26 protein-coding genes and 3 pseudogenes are annotated in these 24,437 nt (G+C 63.6%); 15 read left to right on the forward strand and 14 right to left on the reverse strand.

Annotated features, from left to right (window positions below; all coding sequences use genetic code 11):
- The first annotated feature begins 10 nt into the window (after positions 1-10).
- Complete coding sequence (locus ACP2YP_RS10575) at positions 11-220, forward strand: hypothetical protein (RefSeq protein WP_426424065.1); 210 nt, start codon at positions 11-13, stop codon at positions 218-220.
- A gap of 296 nt (positions 221-516) precedes the next feature.
- Here ACP2YP_RS10575 and ACP2YP_RS10580 read toward each other — a convergent pair whose 3' ends face one another.
- Positions 517-759, reverse strand: coding sequence for a hypothetical protein (locus tag ACP2YP_RS10580; protein WP_426424066.1), 243 nt, complete (start codon positions 757-759; stop codon positions 517-519).
- Between the two features lie 96 nt (positions 760-855).
- Positions 856-1,125, reverse strand: coding sequence for a hypothetical protein (locus tag ACP2YP_RS10585; RefSeq protein ID WP_426424067.1), 270 nt, complete (start codon positions 1,123-1,125; stop codon positions 856-858).
- A 143-nt stretch (positions 1,126-1,268) separates the two neighbouring features.
- On the opposite strand from ACP2YP_RS10585, the gene ACP2YP_RS10590 reads away from it, so the two are divergent.
- Positions 1,269-1,490 (forward strand): hypothetical protein, encoded by a 222-nt coding sequence (locus ACP2YP_RS10590; RefSeq protein ID WP_234681724.1) that lies wholly within the window; start codon positions 1,269-1,271, stop codon positions 1,488-1,490.
- Here ACP2YP_RS10590 and ACP2YP_RS10595 read toward each other — a convergent pair.
- Together ACP2YP_RS10595 and ACP2YP_RS10600 are read right to left on the reverse strand one after the other, a co-directional pair.
- Positions 1,487-2,980 carry an HWE histidine kinase domain-containing protein gene (locus tag ACP2YP_RS10595; protein WP_426424068.1) on the reverse strand — a complete coding sequence of 498 codons (1,494 nt, stop codon included), beginning with the start codon at positions 2,978-2,980 and terminating at the stop codon, positions 1,487-1,489. The two genes, ACP2YP_RS10590 and ACP2YP_RS10595, sit on opposite strands and share 4 nt — an antisense overlap.
- 14 nt (positions 2,981-2,994) lie before the next feature.
- Positions 2,995-9,288 (reverse strand): HAMP domain-containing protein, encoded by a 6,294-nt coding sequence (locus tag ACP2YP_RS10600; protein ID WP_426424069.1) that lies wholly within the window; start codon positions 9,286-9,288, stop codon positions 2,995-2,997.
- Between the two features lie 313 nt (positions 9,289-9,601).
- Here ACP2YP_RS10600 and ACP2YP_RS10605 point away from each other — a divergent pair, with 313 nt between their 5' ends.
- Positions 9,602-9,898, forward strand: coding sequence for a hypothetical protein (locus tag ACP2YP_RS10605; protein ID WP_426424070.1), 297 nt, complete (start codon positions 9,602-9,604; stop codon positions 9,896-9,898).
- A gap of 5 nt (positions 9,899-9,903) precedes the next feature.
- Here ACP2YP_RS10605 and ACP2YP_RS10610 read toward each other — a convergent pair whose 3' ends face one another.
- Positions 9,904-10,416, reverse strand: coding sequence for a DUF4142 domain-containing protein (locus ACP2YP_RS10610; protein WP_426424071.1), 513 nt, complete (start codon positions 10,414-10,416; stop codon positions 9,904-9,906).
- Between the two features lie 95 nt (positions 10,417-10,511).
- Here ACP2YP_RS10610 and ACP2YP_RS10615 point away from each other — a divergent pair, with 95 nt between their 5' ends.
- The 3 genes from ACP2YP_RS10615 (at position 10,512) to ACP2YP_RS10625 (ending at position 11,246) form a co-directional block, all read left to right on the forward strand.
- Complete coding sequence (locus ACP2YP_RS10615; RefSeq protein WP_426424072.1) at positions 10,512-10,706, forward strand: hypothetical protein; 195 nt, start codon at positions 10,512-10,514, stop codon at positions 10,704-10,706.
- A gap of 117 nt (positions 10,707-10,823) precedes the next feature.
- Positions 10,824-10,955 carry a hypothetical protein gene (locus ACP2YP_RS10620; protein ID WP_426424073.1) on the forward strand — a complete coding sequence of 44 codons (132 nt, stop codon included), beginning with the start codon at positions 10,824-10,826 and terminating at the stop codon, positions 10,953-10,955.
- An 84-nt stretch (positions 10,956-11,039) separates the two neighbouring features.
- Entirely contained in the window at positions 11,040-11,246 is a 207-nt protein-coding gene (locus tag ACP2YP_RS10625) for a hypothetical protein (RefSeq protein ID WP_426424074.1), read from the forward strand.
- Positions 11,247-11,405: 159 nt separating this feature from the next.
- On the opposite strand, the gene ACP2YP_RS10630 is transcribed toward ACP2YP_RS10625, so the two are convergent.
- Positions 11,406-11,654 (reverse strand): hypothetical protein, encoded by a 249-nt coding sequence (locus ACP2YP_RS10630; RefSeq protein ID WP_426424075.1) that lies wholly within the window; start codon positions 11,652-11,654, stop codon positions 11,406-11,408.
- Positions 11,655-11,828: 174 nt separating this feature from the next.
- Between ACP2YP_RS10630 and ACP2YP_RS10635 the strand changes: the two genes are divergently transcribed.
- Entirely contained in the window at positions 11,829-11,987 is a 159-nt protein-coding gene (locus ACP2YP_RS10635) for a hypothetical protein (protein WP_426424076.1), read from the forward strand.
- Between the two features lie 188 nt (positions 11,988-12,175).
- On the opposite strand, the gene ACP2YP_RS10640 is transcribed toward ACP2YP_RS10635, so the two are convergent.
- Both ACP2YP_RS10640 and ACP2YP_RS10645 read right to left on the reverse strand, forming a co-directional pair.
- On the reverse strand, positions 12,176-12,739 hold the full coding sequence (locus ACP2YP_RS10640; protein WP_426424077.1) for a phosphatase PAP2 family protein: 564 nt from the start codon (positions 12,737-12,739) through the stop codon (positions 12,176-12,178).
- 69 nt (positions 12,740-12,808) lie between these two features.
- Positions 12,809-13,125 (reverse strand): annotated as a pseudogene (locus ACP2YP_RS10645) (SDR family oxidoreductase); the annotation flags it as partial.
- Here ACP2YP_RS10645 and ACP2YP_RS10650 point away from each other — a divergent pair.
- Positions 13,124-13,255, forward strand: a pseudogene (locus ACP2YP_RS10650) (hypothetical protein); the annotation flags it as partial. The pseudogenes ACP2YP_RS10645 and ACP2YP_RS10650 overlap by 2 nt on opposite strands.
- Positions 13,256-13,273: 18 nt before the next feature.
- Here ACP2YP_RS10650 and ACP2YP_RS10655 read toward each other — a convergent pair.
- Positions 13,274-13,743 (reverse strand): annotated as a pseudogene (locus tag ACP2YP_RS10655) (winged helix-turn-helix transcriptional regulator).
- 155 nt (positions 13,744-13,898) lie between these two features.
- Between ACP2YP_RS10655 and ACP2YP_RS10660 the strand changes: the two are divergent.
- The 4 genes from ACP2YP_RS10660 to ACP2YP_RS10675 all read left to right on the forward strand — a co-directional run bounded on the left by ACP2YP_RS10660 (position 13,899) and on the right by ACP2YP_RS10675 (position 18,092).
- Complete coding sequence (locus tag ACP2YP_RS10660; RefSeq protein ID WP_426424078.1) at positions 13,899-14,636, forward strand: SDR family oxidoreductase; 738 nt, start codon at positions 13,899-13,901, stop codon at positions 14,634-14,636.
- Between the two features lie 64 nt (positions 14,637-14,700).
- Positions 14,701-15,702, forward strand: a complete 1,002-nt coding sequence (locus ACP2YP_RS10665) for an NAD(P)H-dependent flavin oxidoreductase (protein WP_426424079.1) — start codon at positions 14,701-14,703, stop codon at positions 15,700-15,702.
- 108 nt (positions 15,703-15,810) lie between these two features.
- Positions 15,811-16,230, forward strand: coding sequence for a hypothetical protein (locus ACP2YP_RS10670; RefSeq protein WP_426424080.1), 420 nt, complete (start codon positions 15,811-15,813; stop codon positions 16,228-16,230).
- A 296-nt stretch (positions 16,231-16,526) separates the two neighbouring features.
- Complete coding sequence (locus ACP2YP_RS10675) at positions 16,527-18,092, forward strand: alkaline phosphatase D family protein (protein ID WP_426424081.1); 1,566 nt, start codon at positions 16,527-16,529, stop codon at positions 18,090-18,092.
- On the opposite strand, the gene ACP2YP_RS10680 is transcribed toward ACP2YP_RS10675, so the two are convergent.
- Complete coding sequence (locus tag ACP2YP_RS10680) at positions 18,089-18,379, reverse strand: hypothetical protein (protein ID WP_426424082.1); 291 nt, start codon at positions 18,377-18,379, stop codon at positions 18,089-18,091. The two genes, ACP2YP_RS10675 and ACP2YP_RS10680, sit on opposite strands and share 4 nt — an antisense overlap.
- Positions 18,380-18,565: 186 nt before the next feature.
- On the opposite strand from ACP2YP_RS10680, the gene ACP2YP_RS10685 reads away from it, so the two are divergent.
- The gene (locus tag ACP2YP_RS10685; RefSeq protein ID WP_426424083.1) at positions 18,566-19,384 is read left to right on the forward strand and encodes an aldo/keto reductase; all 819 of its coding nucleotides are present in this window, start codon (positions 18,566-18,568) and stop codon (positions 19,382-19,384) included.
- A gap of 70 nt (positions 19,385-19,454) precedes the next feature.
- On the opposite strand, the gene ACP2YP_RS10690 is transcribed toward ACP2YP_RS10685, so the two are convergent.
- Positions 19,455-19,673, reverse strand: a complete 219-nt coding sequence (locus ACP2YP_RS10690) for a hypothetical protein (protein ID WP_426424084.1) — start codon at positions 19,671-19,673, stop codon at positions 19,455-19,457.
- 105 nt (positions 19,674-19,778) lie between these two features.
- Positions 19,779-20,207 carry a hypothetical protein gene (locus ACP2YP_RS10695; RefSeq protein WP_426424085.1) on the reverse strand — a complete coding sequence of 143 codons (429 nt, stop codon included), beginning with the start codon at positions 20,205-20,207 and terminating at the stop codon, positions 19,779-19,781.
- A 183-nt stretch (positions 20,208-20,390) separates the two neighbouring features.
- Between ACP2YP_RS10695 and ACP2YP_RS10700 the strand changes: the two genes are divergently transcribed.
- Positions 20,391-20,669 carry a helix-turn-helix domain-containing protein gene (locus ACP2YP_RS10700; RefSeq protein WP_426424086.1) on the forward strand — a complete coding sequence of 93 codons (279 nt, stop codon included), beginning with the start codon at positions 20,391-20,393 and terminating at the stop codon, positions 20,667-20,669.
- Positions 20,670-20,723: 54 nt separating this feature from the next.
- Here ACP2YP_RS10700 and ACP2YP_RS10705 read toward each other — a convergent pair whose 3' ends face one another.
- Entirely contained in the window at positions 20,724-21,956 is a 1,233-nt protein-coding gene (locus ACP2YP_RS10705; RefSeq protein ID WP_426424087.1) for a PLP-dependent aminotransferase family protein, read from the reverse strand.
- A gap of 273 nt (positions 21,957-22,229) precedes the next feature.
- Positions 22,230-22,736, reverse strand: coding sequence for a DUF3124 domain-containing protein (locus ACP2YP_RS10710; RefSeq protein WP_426424088.1), 507 nt, complete (start codon positions 22,734-22,736; stop codon positions 22,230-22,232).
- Between the two features lie 484 nt (positions 22,737-23,220).
- On the opposite strand from ACP2YP_RS10710, the gene ribB reads away from it, so the two are divergent.
- Positions 23,221-24,297 carry a 3,4-dihydroxy-2-butanone-4-phosphate synthase gene (ribB, locus tag ACP2YP_RS10715; RefSeq protein WP_426424089.1) on the forward strand — a complete coding sequence of 359 codons (1,077 nt, stop codon included), beginning with the start codon at positions 23,221-23,223 and terminating at the stop codon, positions 24,295-24,297.
- The last annotated feature ends 140 nt before the right edge of the window (positions 24,298-24,437 follow it).

The raw sequence follows: 24,437 nt of genomic DNA on the forward strand, positions 1-24,437 counted from the left end.
GAGGCAGGCGGTGGAGGAGGACCCGGACACCTACCGGATTCTGAAACTACGCGCCGAGATCCTCGAACTCGGCTCTGCGATCCGGCAATTGCAGCGTGAGGGCCTCGACGATGCCGCGGCCCAGCTCCTGATCGCGCGCAAGCGGGCGCAGCTTGACCACCTCATGAAGCTGGACTCCGCAAGTCGCCGCCTTAACATCACTGACATCCGACGCAGCTAAAGCGGTCGCGCAACGCGACATGCCAGAGCTCGTCAATGCCGGATGCCGAAATGGCCGCCCTGCTGCGGGTGGTGCTTGATGAAGTCTGTGCTGAAATTCCTCCGTGGGATACGGCGACGCGTGAACGCGTTGCCGCACGACTGAGTGATCTTGTTCGATCGGGGCAATGTGCGGTCGACGATTTGAGGCGGGCCGGCCGGGATGCTCTAACCCGTGCACCGACCATGTGGCCCTGAGAGGATGTTCGAGCATCAAGGCAAAAGGCCCCGCTCTCGCGGGGCCTTTCTTTCGCGAGCCTACTTGGTGTTGCTCGGGGCGCTCTTGTTGTTCGTCATGGCGCCGCCCTGGTCGGAGCCGGGGCCAGAGCCGCCCTGACCGGAGGCGTCGCTGCCCTTGGACTTCGTGTTGGCGCCTGTCGTTTGCGAGGATGAGGTCGATGAATCATGCTTGGCCTTGTGCGACTTGGCCTGTGCGGCGAACGGCGCGGCGGCCAGACCGGTGGCCAACATTACGGCGAGAGCGAGCTTGGTCGTCTTCATGCGCGGGAACTCCTGAGTTGAATTGACGCAGGCTGCCAACCGCCATTCGCCGCGAGAGTTCCGAACAATTACGTCGCATTGCGCTTCACGCGTGCTTCAAGATTCCTTGTCCTCGTCGAGGATAAACACGAGGCCCGTCAGCGCGGCGCCGATGGCAAACGTGGTCACCATCGTGCCGACAAAGACGAAGGCTACCGCACGGCCGCCGTGGTTCAGCAATTCGGCGACCGCAGGATTGGCCAGGATCAGCGCAAGCGTGAAGGTCAGGCCGAGTGCCGCGCCCATCATCGCATGCGTCGTCAGTTTGATGACGCCAGTAGGAGAGATCAGACTTGGCGACCTATTGGGCGACTTTTTTGCGCGCATGGAACTGCCGATTGATCTTGCATGCAAACGCGCGCGGTGATCGCGGGTTCCATCCCTCATAAAGGAATTGTTATCAGCCGCTTCATCCGGCGTTCATGCCGATCTTGCGAGAATGAAACGCCATCAACACGGGAACATTCGATATGGGCAAGGTGGTCTTTCTCTATCGCTCGCTGGCCTACCGTAACGCGGCGGCTGACATGTTGCGCAAGGCACGCAAGCTGCCGCGCGGTGCGGAGCGCAGCGCCGCCCGCCGCTACGCCACGGCGTTGCGCGATCTCGCGCAAACGGAAGCCTGGCTCGAGGGGCGTGTCGCTGATGAACCGCGGCCGATGTTACGGCTGAAGGTCGCTGCGTCGCGCTAACCCGACGCGCGCTGAAGTTCCGGAGAGGTGCTGGCCTCGATCTTGTCCTGCGCCCCCGATGTCGCCGAGTTCTTGCGCGTCAATGGTACGTCGAGACGGCACAACAGGCCCTCTGCGCGCCAATCGAATTGGACCTGTCCGCCGAGCTGGGATTCAATACTGGCCAGCAGGCTTCTTGTGCCGAAGCCACGCGATTTCGGCGTCCTGACCAGCGGCCCTCCGGTCTCCTCCCAGGTCAAGATGAGGAGATCGTTCTCGGCCTGCCAGCCGATCGCGAGCCGTCCCGACCGGGTCGACAGCGCGCCATACTTCGCCGAATTGGTGAAGAGCTCGTGCAGTGCCAGCGCCAGCGTCTGGGCGGTCGCCGGCAGCAGCTGCACCTCAGGACCGGCGAGCTTGATCTGTCCGCCGAGCGAATAGGGCGCAAGCTCCTCCTCGATCAGCTTGGAGAGCTCAGCGCCCTGCCAGCTCGACAGCGACAGGATGGTGTGCACACGCGCCAGCGCATTGATGCGCCCCTCGACGGCGTTGACGTAAGCCTTGACCTCGTCGGCGCGGGTGAGGCGCACGATCGATTGCGCCAGCGCCAGCGCATTCTTGGCGCGGTGATCGACTTCGCGCGCCAGCAGGTTCTGCCGCTCCTCCGCGCGCTTGCGCTCCGTGATGTCGACCGTGACGCCGCTGACCCGTACCACGCGGCCGCTCTCGTCCACCGTTGCGGCGGCCGTGCCGACGCACCAGCGCACCTCGCCATCGGGCCGGACCACGCGGAACTCGGTTTCGTAGGCGCGCGTACCCTGGTTGAACTCGGCGATCGCCTTGCGGAGCTGATCCATGTCGTCGGGATGGAGCAGCGCCTGAACGGTCGCCGGGGTGACGTCGAACGTCTCAGGCGTCACGCCGAAAATGCGATACTGGCCCTCGTCCCACATCCAGTCGCCGTTGACCCAATCCCAGTCCCACGACCCCATCTTGCCGGCAGCAATCGCCATGCTGCGCCGCTGCTCGCTTTCGCGCAGCTTCGCCGTGGAGTTCTCCAGTTCAGCCGTCCGCGCGCGAACGCGATCCTCGAGCTCCTGGTTCCACCGTTCGAGCTCGCGGGTCTTGCGATAGAGCTCGGCAAACACCTTGATCTTGGCGCGCAGCACCTCCGGCACGACGGGGACTGGCACGTAGTCGACTGCGCCCATTTCGTAGCCGCGCAAGCGATCGATATCGCTGACCTGAATGGCCGAGATGAAGATCATCGCCGTCTTCTGGAAGCGCGGATGCTCCCGGATCATCGCGGCGAGCTCGAAGCCGTCGAGCTCGGGCATGCAGACGTCGACCAGGATCACCGCGATCTCGGTCTTGAGCAGCACTTCCAGCGCCTCGCGGCCGGACGACGCGATCACGAGGTCCTCGCCGAGGTCCTTCAAGATCACCTCGTAGGCGAGCAGCTTGGCCGGCTGGTCGTCGACGAGGAGGATGTTGACCTTTTCGTGGTCCATTCTCGGATCCAAACTCAGCGGTGCAGCCACATGCGGATCGCAAGCAGCAATTGATCGGTATTGACGGGCTTGGCCAGATAGTCGGACGCGCCTGCCTCCAGGCACTTCTCGCGGTCGCCCTTCATCGCTTTCGCCGTCAGCGCGATGATCGGCAGGCGCAAGAAGGCCGGATTTTCCCGGATCACACCAATGGTCTGATAGCCATCCATCTGCGGCATCATGATGTCCATCAGCACGATGGCGATTTCCGGGTTGGATTCGACCAGCGTCACGGCCTCGCGGCCGGTGGTCGCCGTCAGCACCTTCATGCCGCGCCGTTCCAGCACGCTCGACAGCGCGAAGATGTTGCGGGCGTCGTCGTCGACGAGCAGCGCGGTCTTGCCGATCAAATCCTCGTCGGAACTGTTCAGCTTCTCCAGCATGCGTTGCTTCTCAACCGGAAGTTCCGTGATGACGCGATGCAGGAACAATGCAGTTTCGTCAAGCAGCCGTTCGGGCGACTCCACGCCCTTGACCACGATGCTGCGCGCCATGGTGTGGAGCTCCGCATCCTCTTCCGCAGAGAGCTCGCGGCCGGTGAACACCACCACGGGAACGTTCGACAGCGTGTCGTCGCGGCGGATCTGCTCCAGCACCTCGAAGCCGCTCATGTCGGGCAGCCTGAGGTCGAGCACCACGCAATCGCAGGGCGCTTCGCGCAGCGTCGACAGCGCACCCGCGCCGGTGTCGGTCGTCACGATCTCGATGTCGTCGTGATACAGCAGCTCGCGGATCGAGAGTTGCTCGGCCTCGTTGTCCTCGACGATCAGGAGCCGCTTGCGCCGCGGCCGCGCATATTCCTTGATCTGCGTCAGCGCAGCCGCGACGCCCTCGGTCGTCGTCGGCTTGTTGACAAAGGAGAAGGCGCCCCGGGCCAGCGCATGCTGGCGGTCCTCGTCGAGCGTAATGATCTGCACCGGGATGTGGCGGGTGAGCGGGTTGTGTTTGAGCTGGCTCAGCACCGTCCAGCCGAGCATATCCGGCAGGAACACGTCGAGCGAGACCGCTCGCGGCTGATACTGTTTCGCAAGCTCGAGTGCCTCTGCACCGCGCGCGGCGACCAGAACCTTGAAGCCCTTGTCGCGTGCGAGATCGACCAGGACGCGCGCGTAATGCGGGTCGTCCTCGACGATGAGCAGGATGCTGTCGCCAGGCTCGAGATTGAGGCGGTCGTCGGGAAGCTGCTCGATGACGCGTTCGGGCGCCGTAGCTGCCGGCTGAAGCGCCGGTGGCTGGCTGTACTGTTGCGGGGCCGGCGCGCGCGGCGCCAGCGTCGGGCCGGAGTATTTCAGCGGCAGATACAACGTGAAGGTCGAGCCCTTGCCGGGCGCGCTGCGCAGGTGGATTTCGCCGCCGAGCAGGCTCGCGAGCTCGCGGCTGATGGCGAGGCCAAGGCCGGTGCCGCCGTATTTGCGGCTGGTGCCGGCATCCGCCTGCTGGAACGCCTCGAAGATCAGCTTCTGCTTCTCCAGGGGAATGCCGATACCGGTATCGGAGACCTCGAAGGCGATCACGGCCGGCGCGGAGTTCAGCACTGGATGATCCGTGCCCCAGCCGCCGAGCGCGCCGGCGACCTTCAGTCGCACTTCGCCTTCGCCGGTGAACTTGAACGCGTTGGAGAGCAGGTTCTTCAGGACCTGCTGCAGGCGCTTGGAGTCGGTGACGATGCTGCGCGCGAGGCTCGGATCGACGTCGATCTTGAACGACAGATTGCGGTTCTCCGCCTCATGCCGGAACGGCCGTCCGACCGTCTCGAGCAGGTTGGCGGTGAGGATTTCCTCGGCGTCAACCGTCACCGTGCCGGACTCGATCTTGGAGAGATCGAGAATGTCGCTGATGAGGTTCAAGAGATCGGTGCCGGCGCCGTGGATGGTACGGGCGAATTCGACCTGCTTGCCCGTGAGGTTGCCGTCCGGATTGTCGGTGAGCTGCTGGCCGAGGATCAGGATCGAGTTCAGCGGCGTGCGCAGCTCGTGGCTCATATTGGCCAGGAATTCGGACTTGTACTTCGAGGTCAGCGCGAGCTCGGTTGCCTTTTCCTCGAGCGCGCGGCGGGCCTGCTCGATCTCCTGGTTTTTGCGCTCGACCTCGACGTTACGTTCGGCGAGCTGTTGTGCCTTCTGCTCGAGCTGGTCGTTGGTCTGCTGCAATTCGCGTTGTTGGGTCTGGAGCTCGCCGGCAAGCTGCTGCGACTGCTTCAACAGGCCTTCGGTCTGCATCGTCGCTTCGATCGAATTGAGCACGATGCCGATGGAGTCGGTGAGTTGCTCCAGGAACGTCATCTGCGAGGTCGTGAACGAGGTGAGCGAGGCGAGCTCGATCACCGCCTTGACCTGGCCCTCGAACAGCACAGGCAGCACCACGAGGTTCTTCGGTGCGACGCGAAGCAGCGCCGAGTTGATCGGCACCACATCGGCGGGAATGTCGGCGACCACGCGCGGGCGCCTGTCGAGCGCGCACTGGCCGATCAGGCCGTCGCCGAATTGCAGTACGCGCTGATAGGGATAGACACCGTCGCCGGCATAGGAGGCAAGCAGCAGGAGCTGCGGATTGTCCTCGTTCTCGACCTGGTAGATCACGCCGGTATGCGCGTTGACAAGCGGCGACAGCTCGGTCAGCAGCAGCCGGCCGACGGTCGTGAGATCGCGCTGGCCCTGAAGCATGTTGGTGAATTTGGCGAGGTTGGTCTTCAGCCAGTCCTGCTCGGTGTTCACGTCCGTCGTCAGACGGAGGTTCGTGATCATCGTGTTGATGTTGTCTTTCAGCTCGGCCACTTCACCGCGGGCGTCGACCTGGATCGACCGCGTCAAATCGCCCTTGGTCACGGCGGTCGCGACCTCCGCAATCGCGCGGACCTGCGAGGTGAGGTTGGCCGCGAGCAGGTTGACGTTGCCGGTGAGGTCCTTCCAGGTGCCGGCCGCACCGGGCACGTCGGCCTGACCACCCAGCCGCCCCTCGACGCCGACCTCGCGCGCCACCGACGTCACCTGGTCGGCGAAGGTCGCGAGCGTCTCCGTCATGTTGTTGATGGTATCGGCAAGTGCTGCGACCTCGCCCTTCGACTTCACCGTGAGGTTCTGCTTGAGATCGCCGTTGGCGACCGCGGTCACCACCTTGACGATGCCGCGGACCTGCTCGGTGAGGTTTGCCGCCATGAAGTTGACGGTGTCGGTGAGGTCCTTCCAGGTGCCGGCCACACCGGGCACCTGGGCCTGACCGCCGAGCTCGCCTTCGGTGCCGACTTCGCGCGCAACGCGGGTGACTTCGCCGGCGAACGCATTGAGCTGGTCCACCATGGTGTTGATGGTATTCTTGAGCTCGAGGATTTCGCCCTTCACATCCACGGTGATCTTGCGGGACAAGTCGCCGCGCGCCACGGCTGTGGTCACTTCGGCGATGTTCCGGACTTGCGTTGTGAGGTTCGCGGCGAGCAGGTTGACGTTGTCGGTGAGGTCCTTCCAGGTGCCGCCGACGCCGGGCACGACGGCCTGACCGCCAAGCCGGCCTTCGGTGCCGACCTCGCGCGCCACGCGCGTGACTTCGGCGGCGAAGGAGCGGAGCTGCTCGACCATGGTGTTCAAGGTGTCCTTGAGCAGCAGGATCTCGCCGCGCACGTCCACCGTGATCTTCTTGGATAGGTCGCCGCCGGCGATGGCGGTCGCAACCTCGGCGATGTTGCGGACCTGGGCCGTCAGGTTCGAGGCCATGAAGTTGACGTTGTCGGTGAGGTCCTTCCAGGTGCCGGCAACGCCGGGCACTTCGGCCTGGCCGCCGAGCTTGCCTTCGGTGCCGACCTCGCGGGCGACGCGCGTCACTTCGCCGGCAAAGCCGTTGAGCTGGTCCACCATGGTGTTGATGGTGTTCTTGAGCTCGAGAATTTCGCCCTTCACGTCCACGGTGATCTTGCGCGACAGGTCGCCGCGCGCCACGGCGGTCGTCACTTCGGCGATGTTGCGGACCTGTGCGGTGAGGTTGCCGGCCATCGAGTTGACGCTATCGGTCAAGTCCTTCCAGGTGCCGGCGACGCCGGGCACGTTGGCCTGACCGCCGAGGCGGCCTTCGGTGCCGACCTCGCGGGCGACGCGCGTCACCTCGCCCGCGAAGCGGTTGAGCTGGTCGACCATCGTGTTCAGCGTATCCTTGAGCTGAAGGATCTCGCCGCGGACGTCCACCGTGATCTTGCGCGACAGGTCGCCGCCGGCGATGGCGGTCGCGACCTCGGCGATGTTGCGGACCTGGGCGGTGAGGTTGCCCGCCATCGAGTTCACGTTGTCGGTAAGGTCCTTCCAGGTACCGGCGACGCCCGTCACCTGCGCCTGGCCGCCGAGCTTGCCTTCGGTGCCGACCTCGCGCGCGACGCGCGTGACTTCGCCGGCGAAGGCGTTGAGCTGGTCCACCATGGTGTTGAGCGTTTCCTTCAACTGAAGGATTTCGCCCGACACGTTCACGGTGATCTTCTTCGACAGGTCGCCCTTGGCGACGGCTGTGGCGACCTCGGCGATGTTACGGACCTGACCGGTCAAGTTCGAGGCCATCGAGTTGACCGAGTCGGTCAAGTCCTTCCAGGTGCCGGCGACGCCGCGCACCTGGGCCTGGCCGCCGAGCTTGCCTTCGGTTCCGACCTCGCGCGCGACGCGCGTGACTTCGCCGGCGAAGGCGTTGAGCTGGTCCACCATGGTGTTGATGGTGTCCTTCAGCTCCAGGATCTCGCCGCGGACGTCCACCGTGATCTTCTTCGACAAGTCGCCGCCGGCGACCGCCGTCGTCACCTCGGCGATGTTGCGGACCTGCGCGGTCAGGTTCGACGCCATCGAGTTGACGCTTTCGGTGAGGTCCTTCCAGGTGCCGGCGACGCCGAGCACGTTGGCCTGACCGCCAAGTCGTCCCTCGGTGCCGACCTCGCGTGCGACGCGCGTGACTTCGCCGGCGAAGGCGTTGAGCTGATCGACCATGGTGTTGAGCGTTTCCTTCAGCTGAAGGATTTCGCCCGACACGTTCACGGTGATCTTCTTGGAGAGGTCTCCGCCCGCGATGGCGGTGGCGACGTCGGCGATGTTGCGGACCTGGGCGGTCAGGTTCGACGCCATGAAGTTGACGTTGTCGGTGAGGTCCTTCCAGGTGCCGGCCACGCCGGGCACCTGGGCCTGGCCGCCGAGCTTGCCTTCGGTGCCGACCTCGCGTGCGACGCGCGTCACTTCGGAGGCAAAGGAGTTCAGCTGGTCCACCATGGTGTTGATGGTGTCCTTCAGCTCCAGAATTTCGCCGCGCACGTCCACTGTGATCTTGCGGGACAAGTCGCCGCGTGCCACGGCGGTGGTCACGTTGGCGATGTTGCGAACCTGTGCGGTGAGATTGCCGCACATCGCGTTGACGGAGTCCGTCAGATCCTTCCAGGTCCCGGCGACGCCGGGCACGATGGCCTGGCCGCCGAGCTTGCCGTCGGTGCCGACCTCGCGGGCTACGCGCGTCACTTCGGAGGCGAAGGAGCGGAGCTGGTCCACCATCGTGTTGATGGCTTCCTTGAGCTGAAGGATTTCACCCCGCACGTCGACCGTGATCTTCTTGGACAAGTCGCCGTTGGCGACCGCGATCGTCACCTCGGCGATGTTGCGAACCTGGTTGGTCAGGTTGTTCGCCATCGAGTTGACGCTCTCGGTCAGGTCTTTCCAGACACCGGTCACCTCAGGCACCTGGGCCTGACCGCCGAGTTTGCCCTCGGTGCCGACCTCACGCGCGACGCGCGTCACCTCGGAGGTGAAGACGCCGAGCTGCTTGATCATCGTGTTGACGATGGTCGCCGATTGCAGGAATTCGCCGCGCAGCGGGCGGCCCTCGACGTCGAGCTTGACGGTATCGAGCAAGTCGCCCTGGGCCACGGCTGCGACCGCGCGCGTCACCTCGCGCGTCGGCCACAGCAGGTCGTCGATCAGCGTATTGACCGAGCCTTCCATATCGGCCCAGGAGCCGGAGGCGAGGCCGAACTTCACGCGCTGGCGAGTCTTGCCCTCGCGTCCCACGACCTGGCCGACCAGCTCGAGCTGCTGCGCCATGCGCTGGTTGGCGGCGATGATTTCATTAAAGGTGTCGGCTATCTTGCCGTCGATGCCGAGATAGTCACCGCTCATCCGCACCGAAAAATCGCCGCTGCGCATCGCTTGGAGCGCGAGCAGCAATTCCGGCCGGGAATCCGGCTCCGATGTACCGTTAGGTTTGGGCTTTGGGACGCGACGACCGGAGCGTGATGCTGTTCCGGGATCGAGGTCGCTCATACTGATTCCCCCGCAGGCGTCGGCCGAATCTTAGGCGTGACGCGTCTGGTCGAAATAGAGCGTCAGCCAAATTCGAAATCAAGCGTCAAGGTTGCGACGCGAGGAATTGGAACCTGCCGTGCTCAGCCCAACCGCGATAACGGTGACGGTTGTCGAGAGTTCCATCGGATTGCCTAAAAATTCTGCCCTTGGTTCTTAAGTTCTTACCCCTTGGGAGAGCACGGGTGGTTCCAATTCCGAAACTCCCGCGCCATCGGCTTTGGAACGCCAGATGGGACCCCGAGGTTATCCCTCAAAGCCAGGGAGAACCCATATGAGAGCCGGATTGGCCGTCTTTGCCGCCGCATTATTCGCCGCAGAATCGGTGCTGGCGCAGGCCGGTGCGCCTAGTGGGCGCGGGGCCGTGGCCGGCGATCCGGCCGCGAGCTCCGCCACCCCGCATGCGGGCTCACAGACCACGGGGACCGCCACCAAGTCCAACCCCAGCGGCAGCGGCACCTCGAGTTCAGGCGGCAAGGATGCCAATGGCGATGCCGGCCGGGACAAGATGCCCGACAGCGATCGCACCGTGCGGCCGATGAACCAACAGCATCATCCGGAGGACAAGTAGGGCTGCTACTTGTCGGCCATGGTGCGCTCGGCGTCCTTCAACTGCGCGCGCAGCACCGGCAGGTGCTCGCGCGCGAACGCGGCGAGCGCGGGATTGTCGGGTGTCCTCAGATAGCGCTCGAGCAGGGTGATCGTGGATTCATATTCGCGAATCTGCGCGGCATAGAAGCTTCTGACATAGGCCGGCCCGTCCGTATCATCGGGGTTGGCGAGGCTGATGCTAGCCGACGTTGTCTTGCTCGCGTGCGGCTCGGTGCCGATCGCGGCCTGAATCTCCTTTAGCGCCTTGTCGCGCTTGGCCGCCTCTTCGGCGCGCAACGCGGCGAGGTTCTTGACCTCCGCATTGCCCTTCAGGTCGGTGCTCTCCAGAAGGCCCTGCTGAAAGCGGCTGAAGGCATAGAGGCCGCTGATGACGTCCGGGGCCTTCGGCGTGCGATCGCCATGCAGCTGCTCGCCGGTGCTGTCGGCAAGCGCTGCGGTGCTGATGAAGCCCAGGAGGATCGCGACGAATATCCGCATGAATATTCAATGACTGGTGGCGTGTGAAGTTCCGGCGACGTTACGATGCGGTAAGGGCGGTTGCGGGGCAGGGGTTCCATGCCCACGTCTTCTCCATGAAACAGTCTGACATCTTCAGGGACAACGCCGAGAACTGCCTGCAATTGGCCGAGCGCGCGCAAGGGCAACCCGCCTATAATCGCTATTCACGCATGGCGGATGCCTGGACGGCCTTGGCGAAAGAGCAGGATTGGCTGGATGGTGAAGTCCCGCCCGTTAAGGTCCGTGCTCTGCAACGCCAGGATGCCTGACCGCTCTCTTTTTCGTGACTCCGCGTGTGAGACCGCTCACGGTATGAGCGGGACCAATCAACAATCATACGGGATAGTCGATCGCGTTTATTTCTGATTCCAGAAGGAGGTTTTGCGATGGCCCCACGTCTGGCACTTCTCTCGCTCATTCTCGCCTTTGGCGTTTCGGTCGCGTTCGCGACGGTGACGACGGTCCGGCGGGTGCATCAGGAAAATGCATCCGTAGCGGTGCATGCCGCGCATAGCTAGCGTCGCTTACCTTTCGCACGTTCGAAACATTCGACGCACCGGAGCGTAAGCGCTTCGAGGCATCGGAACATGCGAGAGGACATCATGGCACATTCCGACCACGGCATCGTCAAGGACAAGCGCGCGGAGGATCAGCCACGCGACAAGCAGCGCGCGCAAACCGTGCACAAGACGGACCAAAAGATTTCGCCGTCGCGTGAGGCGACGCGCGATCCCAAGCTCAATGACGACAGCAAGACGCCCGGCTCCGGCATGACGCCGGACGATTCGGGCGCGGCACCGAGTGGCTAACTAAGCGAGGAACGAATCCCCGCGCGATGAGTCGACTGATTGCTTCCGGTTGTCATGCCCCCGGTGCTCCGGAAGCAATCTCCAAGGACGGCCCTGGCACCCCGCTGTGCTGGGGTCGTTTTGCTTTGCGAGGCCCTGTAATCAGTCTTCGCCCTGTGATCAGTCTTCGTTCCCGGGCTCGGGGTCGCCCTGCGTGTGCCCATCGGGCCCGCGGCCGAACACGCCGAAGCTGCTCGACTTCACACCAGCTGCTGCATCAATGTCTGCGGCGGCCAGTCCGAACTTGAGAAGTTCGCGGACCGCTGCGGCGCGTGTCGGCATGCGATGTTTGAACCGGAAGTCATCAACTGCGGCCAGCTCTTCCGGCGAGAGCATGACCTGAAGGCGCTCGGCGCGAAGGTCATTCATGGTCGATCACATAAATTGAGTAGTTTGAGCAATTTGCTCAACAGCCGAACTTGGCGCGAGTTCCACAAGAGTCGATAAAACCCCCAAATTAGCCAGAAAATATAGCAAAATCAATGTGTTAAACCTTGAAACGACTCTCGTCGAAGCGCATTTTACTGAAGAGGGAGATGGGCCATGACGGACGAAGTCAGATTACCCCGCAAGCTTTCCGAAGAGCCCGAAGCACCAAAGTCGGTGCGGCCGAGCCATCAGAAGGTGATCGAGCAAGTCGAGCGCTGGGCCAACAGCCCGGGCCTGCAACCACCGAGGACGGACGATGCGAAGACGGTCTGAACCCCACACATTCGAACAACGTCTCGACGCGCAGAGGCTGCGGCTCGAGCACGAGTTGTCGCGCGTGCCGGATGGTCACCAGCGCGACACCCTCGTGGCGCGCATCGATCAGCTGCAGACTGCAGCCGAGATGTACGATTTTCTGATGATCGGGGAAGACGCTGCGGCTTCTCGCCGATCACCCTTGGTCACCCTTGGCGTTCAGTCCGTGCGAGCGTCCATGGCCTCAGCATCCGCTCGACGACGATGCCCAAGGTGAAGCCCGCGACCACATCACTGGCCCAATGCGCGAGCAGCGCGATGCGTGTCAACGACAGGGCTGTCGTGATGGTGCGCACGAGACGTCGCCGGGCCGGGGGCAGCAGGCCGGCGGCGGATGCCAGCGCGCCCATGTGCACGGCATGGCCGGACGGAAAGGCATCGCGCGCCCGTCCCGAGAGTGGGATGCCGCGGCGATGGCCTCGTACCGTCAGCCGGTCCGGCCTGACCTGATTGAACGCGGATTTCAGGATGTGGGGGAGGATCGCCGTCACCAGCGACACCGCGAGGATGTGGTTGGCCGCCAGGCGCTCCTCGGCGGGGCGACGCCTGGCGTAGAGCCAACCCGCAGCCGCGAGGGCGAGCAGCACATGTTCGTCGGCGCCCCAGGTCAGGGCTTCGGCAGTCTCCTCGAGCTCCGGGTTGGTGTGATCTGCGATCTCATTCGCGATCGCGATATCGATCCGTGTGGGTTTGACTGTTACGAGCGCCATTGATCCAGGATTGGCGAAAAATTCTCCATGACAGTTTTGTAAAGCCGAAGGTGGACGATGGTTCCTGCGTTACGGCTGTCCCGATCCGCCCGCGGAGCCATAGACTTGGCCGGTCGCATAGCTCGCATCGGCTGCAGCGAGCTGCACGTAGATCGAGGCGAGCTCGGCGGGCTGGCCGGGGCGGCCAAGCGGCGTCATGCCACCGAACTTTTCGAGCTTCTCCATGGTGGCGCCGCCGGAGACCTGGAGCGGCGTCCAGATCGGTCCCGGCGCAACAGGATGGAGGCGCGCGTCTGCTGACGGGCAGCGTTGTTGACGATGATGTCGAGCCGGCCGAGGCCTTGCACAGCCTGTTCGACCAGCTTCTTGCAGAAGGCTTCATCCTTGCAGCACCAGGTCGACTTCCTCGCCTATATCGACGTGTTCTGGACGCTTGCGATCATTGCCGTGCTGATGATTCCCACGGCTGCGGTGCTGCGGCCGATTGATCTCGGCGCGCCGGCGCGGGGGCATTGAGGGTGCGGCCTTCGTCGCTCACCCCACAGCTATCGCCTTGGGCCGTCCCGGGCCCGCATGCACATGCACCTGTTTCGCCTGCAGCGGCTCGCCGCATTCAGAGCACACCATCACCGGATCGAACAGCTTGCCGCACGTCTTGTGCTCGTGCAGCAGCGGGCGGCCCCGCTCGTCGCCCATGTGGGTGTCGCCCCAATGCACCATCGCCATGATGATCGGATAGAGGTCGAGCCCCTTCTGCGTCAGGATGTATTCGTAGCGCTTCGGCGCCTCGGAATAGGGGACGCGGCGCAGGATGCCGAAGCGCACCAGCTTCTTCAGACGCTCCGAGAGCAGATGTCGCGTGATCTGGAGCGAGGACTGAAACGCCTCGAAGCGGCGCACGCGCAGAAAACATTCGCGCAGGATCAAGAGCTCCAGCGGTCGCCGACGACGGCGACGGTGCGGGAGAGCGAGCAGGGCTCCTCGTCCAGCGTATCCCACTTCATGGACTGGTCTCCGGCTCAGTCAGTCAGAAAAAGGAACTGACTTGAATGATCAGCGCAATTTACAGCGAAGACTAGCAGTCGCCCTCTCAATTTGACAGTTCTATTTTAGAACTATAGCGTCGTTCCAACATATGCTCTCACCGGAGGAGGCGACCTTGCCCAAACGAAACGCGACCGCGGCCGTGATCGGGGCCGGCGATTTCATCGGCTCCGAGATTGCCAGGAAATTCGCCGCCGAAGGCTTTTCGATCTATGCGGGCCGTCGCAACGGCGACAAGCTCGCGCCGCTGGTGAAGGACATCGAAGCGGCCGGCGGCGAGATCCACGCGCGCTCGCTCGACGCGCGCAAGGAGGAGGAGGTCATCTCCTTCCTCAATGATGCCGACCAGCATGCGCCGCTGGAGGTTTGCATCTTCAATGTCGGCGCCAATGTCAATTTCCCGATCCTCGACACCACCGAGCGGGTGTTCCGCAAGGTCTGGGAGATGGCCTGCTATTCCGGCTTTCTTGCAGGGCGCGAGGCGGCGCGGCTGATGCTGCCGCGTGGCGGCGGCAAGATCTTCTTCACTGGCGCGACGGCGTCCTTGCGCGGCGGCAGCGGCTTTGCGGCTTTTGCCAGCGCCAAGTTCGGGCTACGTGCGGTGGCGCAGGCGATGGCGCGCGAGCTCGGGCCGAAGAACATCCACATCGCCCATCTCATCATCGATTCCGGCGTCGACACCGAATGGGTGCGGCAGCGCCGGCTCGAGTCGCTCGGGCCGAATGCGCTTGATAATCCCGATCTGCTGATGCCGCCGTCGGCTGTCGCGGATTCCTACTGGCAGCTCTACCAGCAGCCGAAGAGCGCCTGGACCTTCGAGATGGAGATCCGCCCGTTCGGCGAGAAATGGTGACCGCCGCGCAAAAGTCCGGCTAGACTGAATCCGACACCAGGCAAAAATTCCGGGAGGTACTTGAGTGAAGACCGCGATCACCGAACTGTTCGGCATCGAGCACCCCATCATCCAGGGCGGCATGCATTTCGTCGGCTTTGCCGAGCTTGCCGCCGCCGTCTCCAATGCCGGCGGGCTCGGCATCATCACCGGCCTCACGCAGAAAACGCCGGAGCTGCTCGCCAAGGAGATCGCGCGTTGCCGCGACATGACCGACAAGCCGTTCGGTGTGAACCTCACCTTCCTGCCGGCCTTCTCGGCGCCGCCCTATCCGGAATACATCGCAGCCATCGTCGAGGGCGGCATCAAGGCGGTGGAGACCGCGGGTCGCAGCCCGGAAGCATACATGCCGGCGCTGAAGGCGGCCGGCATCAAGGTGATCCACAAATGCACCTCGGTGCGCCACTCGCTGAAGGCCGAGCGGATCGGCTGCGACGCCGTCAGCGTCGACGGTTTTGAGTGCGGCGGCCATCCCGGCGAGGACGACATTCCGAACATGATCCTGCTGCCGCGCGCGGCGGAGGAGTTGAGGATCCCGTTCGTGGCCTCCGGCGGCATGGCCGACGGGCGCAGCCTTGTCGCAGCCCTGTCGCTGGGTGCGGCCGGCATGAACATGGGCACGCGTTTCATCGCGACCAAGGAAGCACCTGTCCATCAGAACGTGAAGAACGCGCTGGTCGCGGCGACCGAGCTCGACACCCGTCTGATCATGCGCGCGTTGCGCAACACCGAGCGCGTCCTGAAGAACGCAAATGTCGACCGCCTGCTGGAGATCGAGCGCGAGAAGGGCGCCAAGCTCACGATCGACGACATTCACGACCAGGTCGCGGGTGTCTATCCCAAGATCATGCTGGACGGGCAGATGGATGCCGGCGCCTGGAGCTGTGGCATGGTCGCAGGCCTCATCCACGACATCCCCACTTGCAAGGAACTCGTCGATCGCATCATGACCGAGGCGGAACAAATCATCCGCAGCCGGCTGATGGGGTTCCTGGATGGGACGGGTGCGACGCGAAAGGTCGCCTGACACCGCCAAACTTCTTAACCACGGCTGCATCTGGCGGCTGGAATTGCGCGCGACGCCTCCCAAATAGGAGTAAATTACTCCTTAACTCATCAATTTCAGGAGGCGTCCGTGGTCCTGAAAAGCGTTCCTTTTGCTGTTGCAATTGCCCTAGTGCTTGCATGGGGCGGATTCGCACGCGCTGACGACTACAAGCCTGACGAATATCTCGGTCTCGATCTCTCCAAGGCCGTCCTGTCGCCGAAGCGGCTCGGGCCCGAGACGAAGTTCGCGCCGGTCGCGCTGGAGGCGAAGGGCGGCAACGAGGCGCAGGCCCGCGCTCAGCCCATCGATGTGCCGAAGAAGGTCGCGGCCGAACGCGTGCACGTTCCGGAGCCGAAGGTTGCTCATACGAAGAGTGCCCAGCCGCGCGGCGCAGCGCGCACCAAGCTTGCGCATCGCCACGGCAATCCGCTGGACGCGCAGGCGATGGACACCCGCATCCAGACCTGGCCGTGTCGTTCCGGCGGCATCTGCAACTGGAAGCACTAGGAGCAGCGCCGCGGCCGCTTCACCTCGCCCCGCTTGCGGGGAGAGGTCGGAATCCGCGCGAAGCGTGGATTCCGGGTGAGGGGACTCTCCGCGAGTCTAACTCTTACCGTCCTTGTGGAGACTCCCCCTCACCCCAACCCTCTCCCCGCAAGCAGGGCGAGGGAGTGGACCGCCGCAGCCACAGCTTGGCCCGTCACTCCCGCGTTGCAAAACTGTAGGCGTGGAGTCAAGAAACCGTAAGCCGGGAGTCAAACGGCGCAGGCACCTTCCGTCGCGATTCGACGAAGGTTTCCTGAATGGCAACGCTCCGCGCCTCGCGCGCATGGACCCGGCGGCAGTTTTTGGTCCGCTCCACGTCCTCTCTCGCCATCGCCTCGTTCGCAAAACCCCGCATCAGCCGTGCTGCCGATCGCCCGGAGATCGCGGGCGGGATCCAGTCCGGCGACGTCTCGGATGGCTCCGCCATGATCTGGGCGCGCGCGGATCGGCCTGCGCGGATGCAGGTGGAATGCTCGACCGTCGAGAGTTTTAAGACCATCGTCGCGTCGGCGTCGCGTGACGCACTGCCCGACGCAGACTTCACCGCAAAGCTGCAGCTCGACGATCTGCCGCCCGGGCAGGACATCTTCTATCGCGTGCGCTTCGACGACATCGCGACCGGTATCGCCGGCGAAAGCCGCGTCGGCCATTTCCGCACCGCGCCTGCCGCCGGCCAGTCGATCTCGTTCTTGTGGTCAGGCGATGTTGCGGGGCAGGGGTGGGGCATCGACATCTCGCGCGGCGGCTATCGCAGCTACCGCACCATGCTCGACAACCGTCCGGATTTCTTCATCCACTCCGGCGATCACATCTATGCCGACTGCACGATTCCGTCCGAGCAGAAGCTGTCGAATGGCGAGATCTGGCGTAACGTCGTGACCGAGGAGAAAGCGCAAGTCGCGCACACGCTGACGCAATTCCGCGGCAACTACAAATACAACCACCTCGATGAGAACTTCCGCGCGTTCCATGCACAAGTGCCGATGTTCGCGCAATGGGACGATCACGAGGTCACCAACGACTGGTCGCCGACCGGCAGCTATGACGACGCCGGCTACGAGGGCGACGGCACGCCGCGGCTGGTTGCGCGTGCTCGCCGCGCCTTCTTCGATTTCATGCCGATCCGGGACATTGGCGCGCGACAGGGACGGGTCTATCGCAAGATCGCCTACGGCCCGCTGCTCGACGTCTTCATGATCGACATGCGCAGTTACCGCGACGAGACCTGGAACAAGGGCAACGATCATCGCGGCTGGATTCTTGGCGCCGAGCAGCTTGCCTGGTTGAAGCGGGAGCTCGCTGCCTCGCGCGCGACCTGGAAGGTGATCGCGGCAGATTTGCCGATCGGGCTGATCAGCCTCGATGCCGTCGCGCTCGGCGACGGCCCGCCGGATAGACGCGAGCACGAAATCGCCGATCTGCTCGCATCGATCAAGCGTGCGGGGGTCCGCAACATCGTCTGGCTCACCGCCGACATGCACTACACGGCCGCGCACTACTACGATCCGAACAAGGCGCAGTTCAGCGATTTCGAGCCGTTCTGGGAGTTCGTCTCCGGCCCCCTGCATGCCGGCACCTGGGGCCCCGGCGAGCTCGACAACACGTTTGGCCCTGTAGCGATGTACCGGAACGGGTGTAGCGAAGCCCAGGGCGAGAATTTGGCGCCATGCTTCGGCCTGCAGTTCTTCGGCAAGGTCGACATCGACGGTCGCAGCGGAGTGATGACCGTGACCCTGAAGGACGTCGACAACCGCGACCTCTGGTCGGTCGACATCGTGCCGCAGCCACAGACGCGACCGGCCGTGGTGTCGCAGCGTTCCTAAGGCATGCGCAGGCCGATGCCGCCGCGCGCGGACCGGGCCACAGGCTGCGGCGCTTCTGCGCGCGCATTCATCCAGGCCGGCACCTGCGGCGCGGTAGGTTGCCGGACAAAAAATTCGCCCTGCTTGGGTGAGCCCGTATAGGTGAAGCCGTCCGCATGCGCCGGAACGGTTCCCGCAAGGGCGGCCGCTAGGATGGCCATCGTCAAAGTCGTCTTCATGATTGTCTCCGTATCGCGCGCGGCCGGAACGACCGCGATGGCAGCATGCTGACAGGAGAGGGCGATCATCTGAAATGCCGTTTGGCTGTCACGGCGATGCCCGCAGGCTATTTTGCTAACCCGATCTTGATTGGCCCCGAGACGCCGGCCACGCTATAGTGCCTCCTCCCGCCACCTCTTTTCCATCACCGAAGAGTCTGCTCACGCGGCATCGCCCGCGAATCTGGCGGGATGAATGCGTCAGGAGCCTGTTCAATGGACAATCTGAAAACACAGGGCATCAGCGTGCCCAAGCTCGGCCTCGGCACCTTCCGCATGCAGGGCGATGCCTGCCGCGCCGCGGTCGAGAGCGCGCTGTCGATCGGCTATCGCCACATCGACACTGCCGAAATGTATGCCAACGAGGAGGCTATCGGCGCCGCGCTGGCGGCGGGCTCCGTGCCACGCGGCGAGCTGCACGTCACGACAAAGGTCTGGCACGAGAATCTGGCGCCGGATGCGATCCGTCGCGCCTTCGATGCCAGCCTGAAGAAACTGAGGCTCGACCATGTCGATCTCTATCTCGTGCACTGGCCGTCGCAGTCGGCGAACTGGGGCGCGGTGTTCGAGGCCCTGATGAAGCTGAAGGAGGAAGGGTGCACGCGCGCGATCGGCGTCGCCAATTTCACCACGGCACTCCTCAAGGTCGCGGTCGAGGATGTCAAGGCACCGATCGCCTGCAACCAGATCGAATATCATGCGATGCTGGATCAATCGAAGGTGCTGGCCTATCTCAACGCCAAGTCGATCCCGCTCGTCGCCTATTGCCCACTCGCGCAGGGACGCACTGCCTCGGATCCGGTGTTGGCCGAAATCGGCGCCAAGCACAACGCGAGCGCCGCGCAAGTGGCGCTGAAATGGCTGCTCGACCAGAATGGTGTCGCCGCGATTCCGAAGGCATCACGCCGCGAGAGCCAGCAGGCCAATCTCGACGCGCTGAAGATCAAGTTGGATGATGCCGACCGCAAGAAGATCGCAGCGCTGCCGAAGGACAGGCGTTGCGTCAATCCGGGCTTCGCGCCGGCTTGGGATTAGTTTTATCGGCCAGGTTTTCGAACGCAGAGAAATGGCCCCGCGAGGGGCCATTTCCATATTGCGTTGCGCATTAGTCCCAGTGGCGGTGACTGTGCTTAACCATGACGACACGGTCGTGATGGTGCCAGCCACGATGCCAGCCATTGTCGCGATGCTCGCGGAATTCGGCGCGGGCGCCGTACGGACCGTGATCACCGTGCTTGACGACCACCGTCTCAGCGCTTGCCAGCGTCGGCGCCGCAACTGCGAGCGCACCCAGAGCGGCAACGACATAACCAAGCTTCTTCATGATGTCCTCCTCCAGCGTAATGCAATTGAGAACGGCGCATACGCGCGAACGTTCCGGAGGAACGGGCAGAGAATTCTGAATGGATATTCAGGATCAGAACGATCGTTAATCGCAGCGTTGTTGTGGAGGCGTCGGCGCGCCGGTCTTGACGTATTTGCCGTCCCTGATTGTGTATTCGCCGCGCTCACTTCGATTGTAGATGGCGCGCAGGTGACCTTCCTTCGAGAGCAGCAATCCGAACTCCCGCGTCTGCTGCAGCGAAGGGAAGTACACCATCACATTGAGCAAGCCCTCGGCGTTGACAGTGGCGGACACCACTTCGTTCTCGTCCTTGGCGTCGCCGAAATTGCGCCGGTACATCACCCGGCCATCCTTCCGGATTTCGTAAGTCAGCAGCGCGCTCTTGTCGCGGTCGGGCCTGACAGAGCAATCGACCGCCCATGATCCAAGCAGGCCCCATTGCTCGATCGTCGCCGCGAGCGTTTCGGCGCGCGCCAACGAACAGAATGCAATCCAAAGCACTGCCGCTGTCATCCAGTGGCTCAAACAACGCCTCATGTCTCGAAAAGCCCCGCCTCGAACTCAATTCCAAAGTGTACCATCCGGCGCGCGGTCGTCCACGCTCGTCCCCAATCGCGCGCGAATTTGATCCGCGTCAATGAGGCCGTACGTGTCGGGGGTAAGATGGCGCTCCCGAAGGCGAACGTGGTGAGAGCGATGCTGAATCAAGTGATGGATTTCGCGGGCGAGGTGCTGCCGGGGAGCTGCGCCGTGCCGCCTTATTCCGAGACCGCGTTTCTGGCCGAGCTTGGCGAGCGACTGCGGTCCTCGCGCATGCGTTGCGAACTGTCGCGCCGGGAGCTCGCTCGCCGCTCCGGGATTTCAGAGCGCTACATCGCCCAGATCGAGGCCGGCAAGGGCAACGTCTCGATCGTCCTGTTGCTGCGTCTGGCCTCCGCGATCCACGGCAGCCGGCCCCAGGCTGCTCAAGCATGATCCGAAAAAGTGCGAAGCGGTTTTCCGAAAAGATCATGCTTAAACAATAAGCCGTCAGGCGCGCTTCTCCACATTGGCGCTGCGAGAGGGCACGCCGAACTCCTTGCGGCAGACCTCGGCTAGCACGGCGACGCCTTCACGGATCTGCTGATGCGAAGGGCTCGCAAAGCACAGCCGCAGGCGCGAGCCTGAGTGGCCCTTGTTGGTCGACCAATCCGGTCCGGGATTGATCGAGACACCGGCGGCGAGCGCAGCCTGATAGAGCTTCAGTGTATCGACCTGGTCGGGCAGCTTCACCCACAGGAAGATGCCGCCCTTGGGCTCCTCGAATTCGGCCGCGGTCCCGAACTGCTCGTTGAGGGCCTCCATCAGCGTGTCGAGCTTGGTGCGCAGCGTCTTGGTCAGCGTCGGCACATGGCTCGCGAAATGCGGCTTGCAATAGGTGGCGAGCACCATCTGCTCCAGTGCGCCGGAGCCCGCATCCGTCTTCAGCGCCAGCATCCGCGACATCATATCCCAGGGCGCCACGATGAAGCCGACGCGCAGCGCCGGTGCGATCGACTTAGAGAACGAGCCGATATGGATCACGCCGCCATTTTTGCTCAACGCGTGGATCGCGGGCGGCCGTTGTCCCGACCAGACCAGGTCAGCATAGCAATCGTCCTCGAAGACAGGTACGCCATATTCGGCCGAAAGCCGCAGCAACTCCACGCGGCGTGTCTCCGGCATGATGCTGCCGGTCGGATTCTGCACGGTCGGAATGGTGTAGATGTATTTGGGCCGGATGCCGCGGCTCTTCAGGTCGGCCAGCGTCGAGGCCAGCACGTTCATGCGCATGCCGTCGTCGTCGAGCGGAATGCCGATGGTGTTGATGCCGAGCCGCGTCAGTCGTTGCAGCGCTCCCTGGTAGGTTTCCTGCTCGACGATCACGGTGTCGCCGCGCGTCAGCAGCGTGTTGTTGACGAGGTCGAGCGCCTGCAACGAGCCGGACACGATCATGAGATCGTCGGCCGTGCAGCTGATGCCGCCATCGCGCTTCAGTTTTGTCACCAGGAATTCTCGCAGCGGCACGTAACCCTGGGGGCCATGCGCCAGCCCGTAGGTCGCGAGCGAGCGGCCCTCGCGTCGCAGGGCCTGAGTGGCGGCCTCGATCAGCTCGTCGACCGGCACCTGCTCGGAATCATTGTTGCCGCCGACAAAGCTGTATTTGGCGAGGCCCGTCCAGCGTGCAGAGGGGGCCGGCAGCCCTGCGGGAAACAGGGGTGCGAAATCGAAGCTGGACGTCATGGGAGCGTTCCTCGTTGTTTTATTGAGCGGCCAGCTTGGTACCGACGGGGCACCGCGATTTCGATGATGTCATGATGCCAGTGTTTTGCCCGACGCGTCAAACAAAATTCGTAAAATCCGTATCCGTGTCGCGCATATCAACAAGCCATTGATTTTGCTGGCACGGGCTACTGTGCATGGGGTTGTTTTCGCCTTTTCGATCTGCGGTCGCGACAGCGCTCGCTCAAAGCAGCGGCTGATCGACGTCCTCGATCCCGGCCGCTTCGACCTGCGTTATTTCTTGCTGACAGTCTTGGTCGGACGTCCCTGGCTGATGAAAGCGTAATGCGCATTGGCGACGCCGCCAACCATCAAGGCCTCGACCACCGGCTCGGCGATCTCGCCGGTGGCGGCCCAGTCGACGATGAAATTCGCCCCGGTCCCGCCGCGCACATCGTCGGTCGGAATGAAGATCGAGATTGTGGCGAGCGGCTTCACGGCGACCGGTGCCTTCAGATAGCTCTCGACCTGCTTGCCTGCGGTGTCGAAATAGGCGATGCGCCGGACTACCAGTGCTTGCGTCTCCGAGGCATTGTGGACGCTCAGCGTCACCGAAAAATCGACCCGCAGCTTGCCCTGGCTCATCGCCACGCTGGAGTAGGCAGGCACGTAGAAGCCGCCGGAGACGGCGAGTTCCTCCTTCGGCAACGTCGTGAGCGAATCGGCGAAGGTCTGTTCAAGGTTCACTTTGGGCTGCGCGACCGCCGGCAGAGCCGACTCGAGCGGACCTAGCAGGACCATCAGCCAGAGCACGCTCCGTACGTGATGAGCTGCTCGCTTGCCGCATCGCAACCGGTCTTCACGGGGCGACAAAAGGGACCAATCTGGCACGTATGGACTCATTCGCGAGATCACCCTCTGTATTCTGTTTGGCGGGATGTTGGGACCTGGTCGCCCACCCCGCAACCGCGGATCCTGGCCTTACCTTATCGCCGGCGTCTGCATAGGTCCATTCGTCGCGGGACCGCGGTCAGGTCGCAGGACTCAACCAACGTCCTCTCCGAGCGCGGCCAGATGCATGATCGGTCTCGAGCTGCCTTCCGCCTGAGAGATCGGCGCCTATATCGCTGATATCATCGGTGCAAGCCGGAAAGCCTTTCCGAAAGGGCGTCTCCGGGCATATGCGGTTGCATCCAGGACACTAGCGCTTGGGCCCAAGTCCAGCTAAGGCGTCCGGCTAAGGCGTCCGTTAAGCCTCCGGCCCATAACCAATAGAGATTGGGAAATGCCCGATACCGTTCAGGAAGTTTTGCAGGCCTTTGCCCGGGGCGAGCTCGTTGTCGTGACCGACGACGAGGATCGCGAGGGCGAGGGCGATTTGATCGTCGCCGCCTCGTTCTGCACGGCGGAAAAGATGGCCTTCATCATCCGCCACACCTCCGGCATCGTCTGCGCGCCTGTTACCGCCGACGACGCGCGGCGGCTGCGGCTCGATCCGATGGTCGCCCACAACGATTCCGCCCACACCACGGCCTTCACGGTCTCGATCGACTACAAGCCCGACGGCGGCACCGGCATCTCGGCCGAGGAGCGCGCCTCCTGCTGCCGTGCGCTGTCCAATCCCAATGCCGGCGCCAACGACTTCGCCCGTCCGGGCCACATCTTCCCGCTGATCGCCAAGGACGGCGGCGTGCTCCTGCGCTCCGGCCACACCGAGGCCGCGGTCGATCTCTGCAAGCTCTCGGGCCTGCCGCCGGTCGGCGTCATCAGCGAATTGATGAACGACGACGGCAGCGTGATGAAGGGCGAGCAGGTCGCCCAGTTCGCCGCCAAGCACAAGTTGAAGCACGTCACCATCGCCGACATGATCGCCTATCGCCAGGCGCGCGAAAAGCTGATCGAGCGGGTCTCGACCTTCACCACCGAAAGCCCGATCGGGCCGCTCCAGGGCTATGCCTACCGCTCGCCGTTCGATTCCATCGCCCATGTCGCCTTCGTCTACAATGGCGTCGGCGACGGCAAGAACGTGCTGACGCGCTTCCACAAGCCGAACATCGTCAAGGACACCTTTACCGGCCACAAGCGCATGGCGGCCGTGCTCGAGCACTTCAAGAAGTCCGGTCGCGGCGTGCTGGTCTATCTGCGTGATGGCGCCGCCGGCGTCCCCGTCGCCCCGCTGCCTGATGAGAGCGCGACGGAAGCCGATCGCAACCGCCAGTGGCGCGAAGTCGGCGTCGGAGCGCAAATCTTGCGCGATCTCGGCGTCACCTCGATCCGCCACCTCACCTCGTCAGTGCACGACTACAAGGGCCTCTCGGGCTTCGGCATCGAGATCGTCGCCAACGAGCAGCTCGAAAGCTAGCGCTGTCATTCCGGGGTGCGCGAAGCGCATCCCCCAGGACGCGCGATGCGCATCCCCGGGATTCACGCAGATCGGTACGTCTGCAACGCAATTGCACTTGTTGCCGCGGCGCATTAATTTGTCGGGCAATTTTTAGACGG

The organism is Bradyrhizobium genosp. A (assembly GCF_049949275.1).
Taxonomy (GTDB): Bacteria; Pseudomonadota; Alphaproteobacteria; order Rhizobiales; family Xanthobacteraceae; genus Bradyrhizobium.

Excerpts from the sequence above, each read along its gene's own strand:
- ACP2YP_RS10580 (WP_426424066.1), bottom strand. The coding sequence starts at position 759 with ATGAAGACGACCAAGCTCGCTCTCGCCGTAATGTTGGCCACCGGTCTG.
- ACP2YP_RS10585 (WP_426424067.1), bottom strand. The coding sequence starts at position 1,125 with ATGCGCGCAAAAAAGTCGCCCAATAGGTCGCCAAGTCTGATCTCTCCT.
- ACP2YP_RS10590 (WP_234681724.1), top strand. The coding sequence starts at position 1,269 with ATGGGCAAGGTGGTCTTTCTCTATCGCTCGCTGGCCTACCGTAACGCG.
- ACP2YP_RS10595 (WP_426424068.1), bottom strand. The coding sequence starts at position 2,980 with ATGGACCACGAAAAGGTCAACATCCTCCTCGTCGACGACCAGCCGGCC.
- ACP2YP_RS10600 (WP_426424069.1), bottom strand. The coding sequence starts at position 9,288 with ATGAGCGACCTCGATCCCGGAACAGCATCACGCTCCGGTCGTCGCGTC.
- ACP2YP_RS10605 (WP_426424070.1), top strand. The coding sequence starts at position 9,602 with ATGAGAGCCGGATTGGCCGTCTTTGCCGCCGCATTATTCGCCGCAGAA.
- ACP2YP_RS10610 (WP_426424071.1), bottom strand. The coding sequence starts at position 10,416 with ATGCGGATATTCGTCGCGATCCTCCTGGGCTTCATCAGCACCGCAGCG.
- ACP2YP_RS10615 (WP_426424072.1), top strand. The coding sequence starts at position 10,512 with ATGAAACAGTCTGACATCTTCAGGGACAACGCCGAGAACTGCCTGCAA.
- ACP2YP_RS10620 (WP_426424073.1), top strand. The coding sequence starts at position 10,824 with ATGGCCCCACGTCTGGCACTTCTCTCGCTCATTCTCGCCTTTGGCGTT.
- ACP2YP_RS10625 (WP_426424074.1), top strand. The coding sequence starts at position 11,040 with ATGGCACATTCCGACCACGGCATCGTCAAGGACAAGCGCGCGGAGGAT.
- ACP2YP_RS10630 (WP_426424075.1), bottom strand. The coding sequence starts at position 11,654 with ATGAATGACCTTCGCGCCGAGCGCCTTCAGGTCATGCTCTCGCCGGAA.
- ACP2YP_RS10635 (WP_426424076.1), top strand. The coding sequence starts at position 11,829 with ATGACGGACGAAGTCAGATTACCCCGCAAGCTTTCCGAAGAGCCCGAA.
- ACP2YP_RS10640 (WP_426424077.1), bottom strand. The coding sequence starts at position 12,739 with ATGGCGCTCGTAACAGTCAAACCCACACGGATCGATATCGCGATCGCG.
- ACP2YP_RS10675 (WP_426424081.1), top strand. The coding sequence starts at position 16,527 with ATGGCAACGCTCCGCGCCTCGCGCGCATGGACCCGGCGGCAGTTTTTG.
- ACP2YP_RS10680 (WP_426424082.1), bottom strand. The coding sequence starts at position 18,379 with ATGATCGCCCTCTCCTGTCAGCATGCTGCCATCGCGGTCGTTCCGGCC.
- ACP2YP_RS10685 (WP_426424083.1), top strand. The coding sequence starts at position 18,566 with ATGGACAATCTGAAAACACAGGGCATCAGCGTGCCCAAGCTCGGCCTC.
- ACP2YP_RS10690 (WP_426424084.1), bottom strand. The coding sequence starts at position 19,673 with ATGAAGAAGCTTGGTTATGTCGTTGCCGCTCTGGGTGCGCTCGCAGTT.
- ACP2YP_RS10695 (WP_426424085.1), bottom strand. The coding sequence starts at position 20,207 with ATGACAGCGGCAGTGCTTTGGATTGCATTCTGTTCGTTGGCGCGCGCC.
- ACP2YP_RS10700 (WP_426424086.1), top strand. The coding sequence starts at position 20,391 with ATGCTGAATCAAGTGATGGATTTCGCGGGCGAGGTGCTGCCGGGGAGC.
- ACP2YP_RS10705 (WP_426424087.1), bottom strand. The coding sequence starts at position 21,956 with ATGACGTCCAGCTTCGATTTCGCACCCCTGTTTCCCGCAGGGCTGCCG.
- ACP2YP_RS10710 (WP_426424088.1), bottom strand. The coding sequence starts at position 22,736 with ATGGTCCTGCTAGGTCCGCTCGAGTCGGCTCTGCCGGCGGTCGCGCAG.
- ribB (WP_426424089.1), top strand. The coding sequence starts at position 23,221 with ATGCCCGATACCGTTCAGGAAGTTTTGCAGGCCTTTGCCCGGGGCGAG.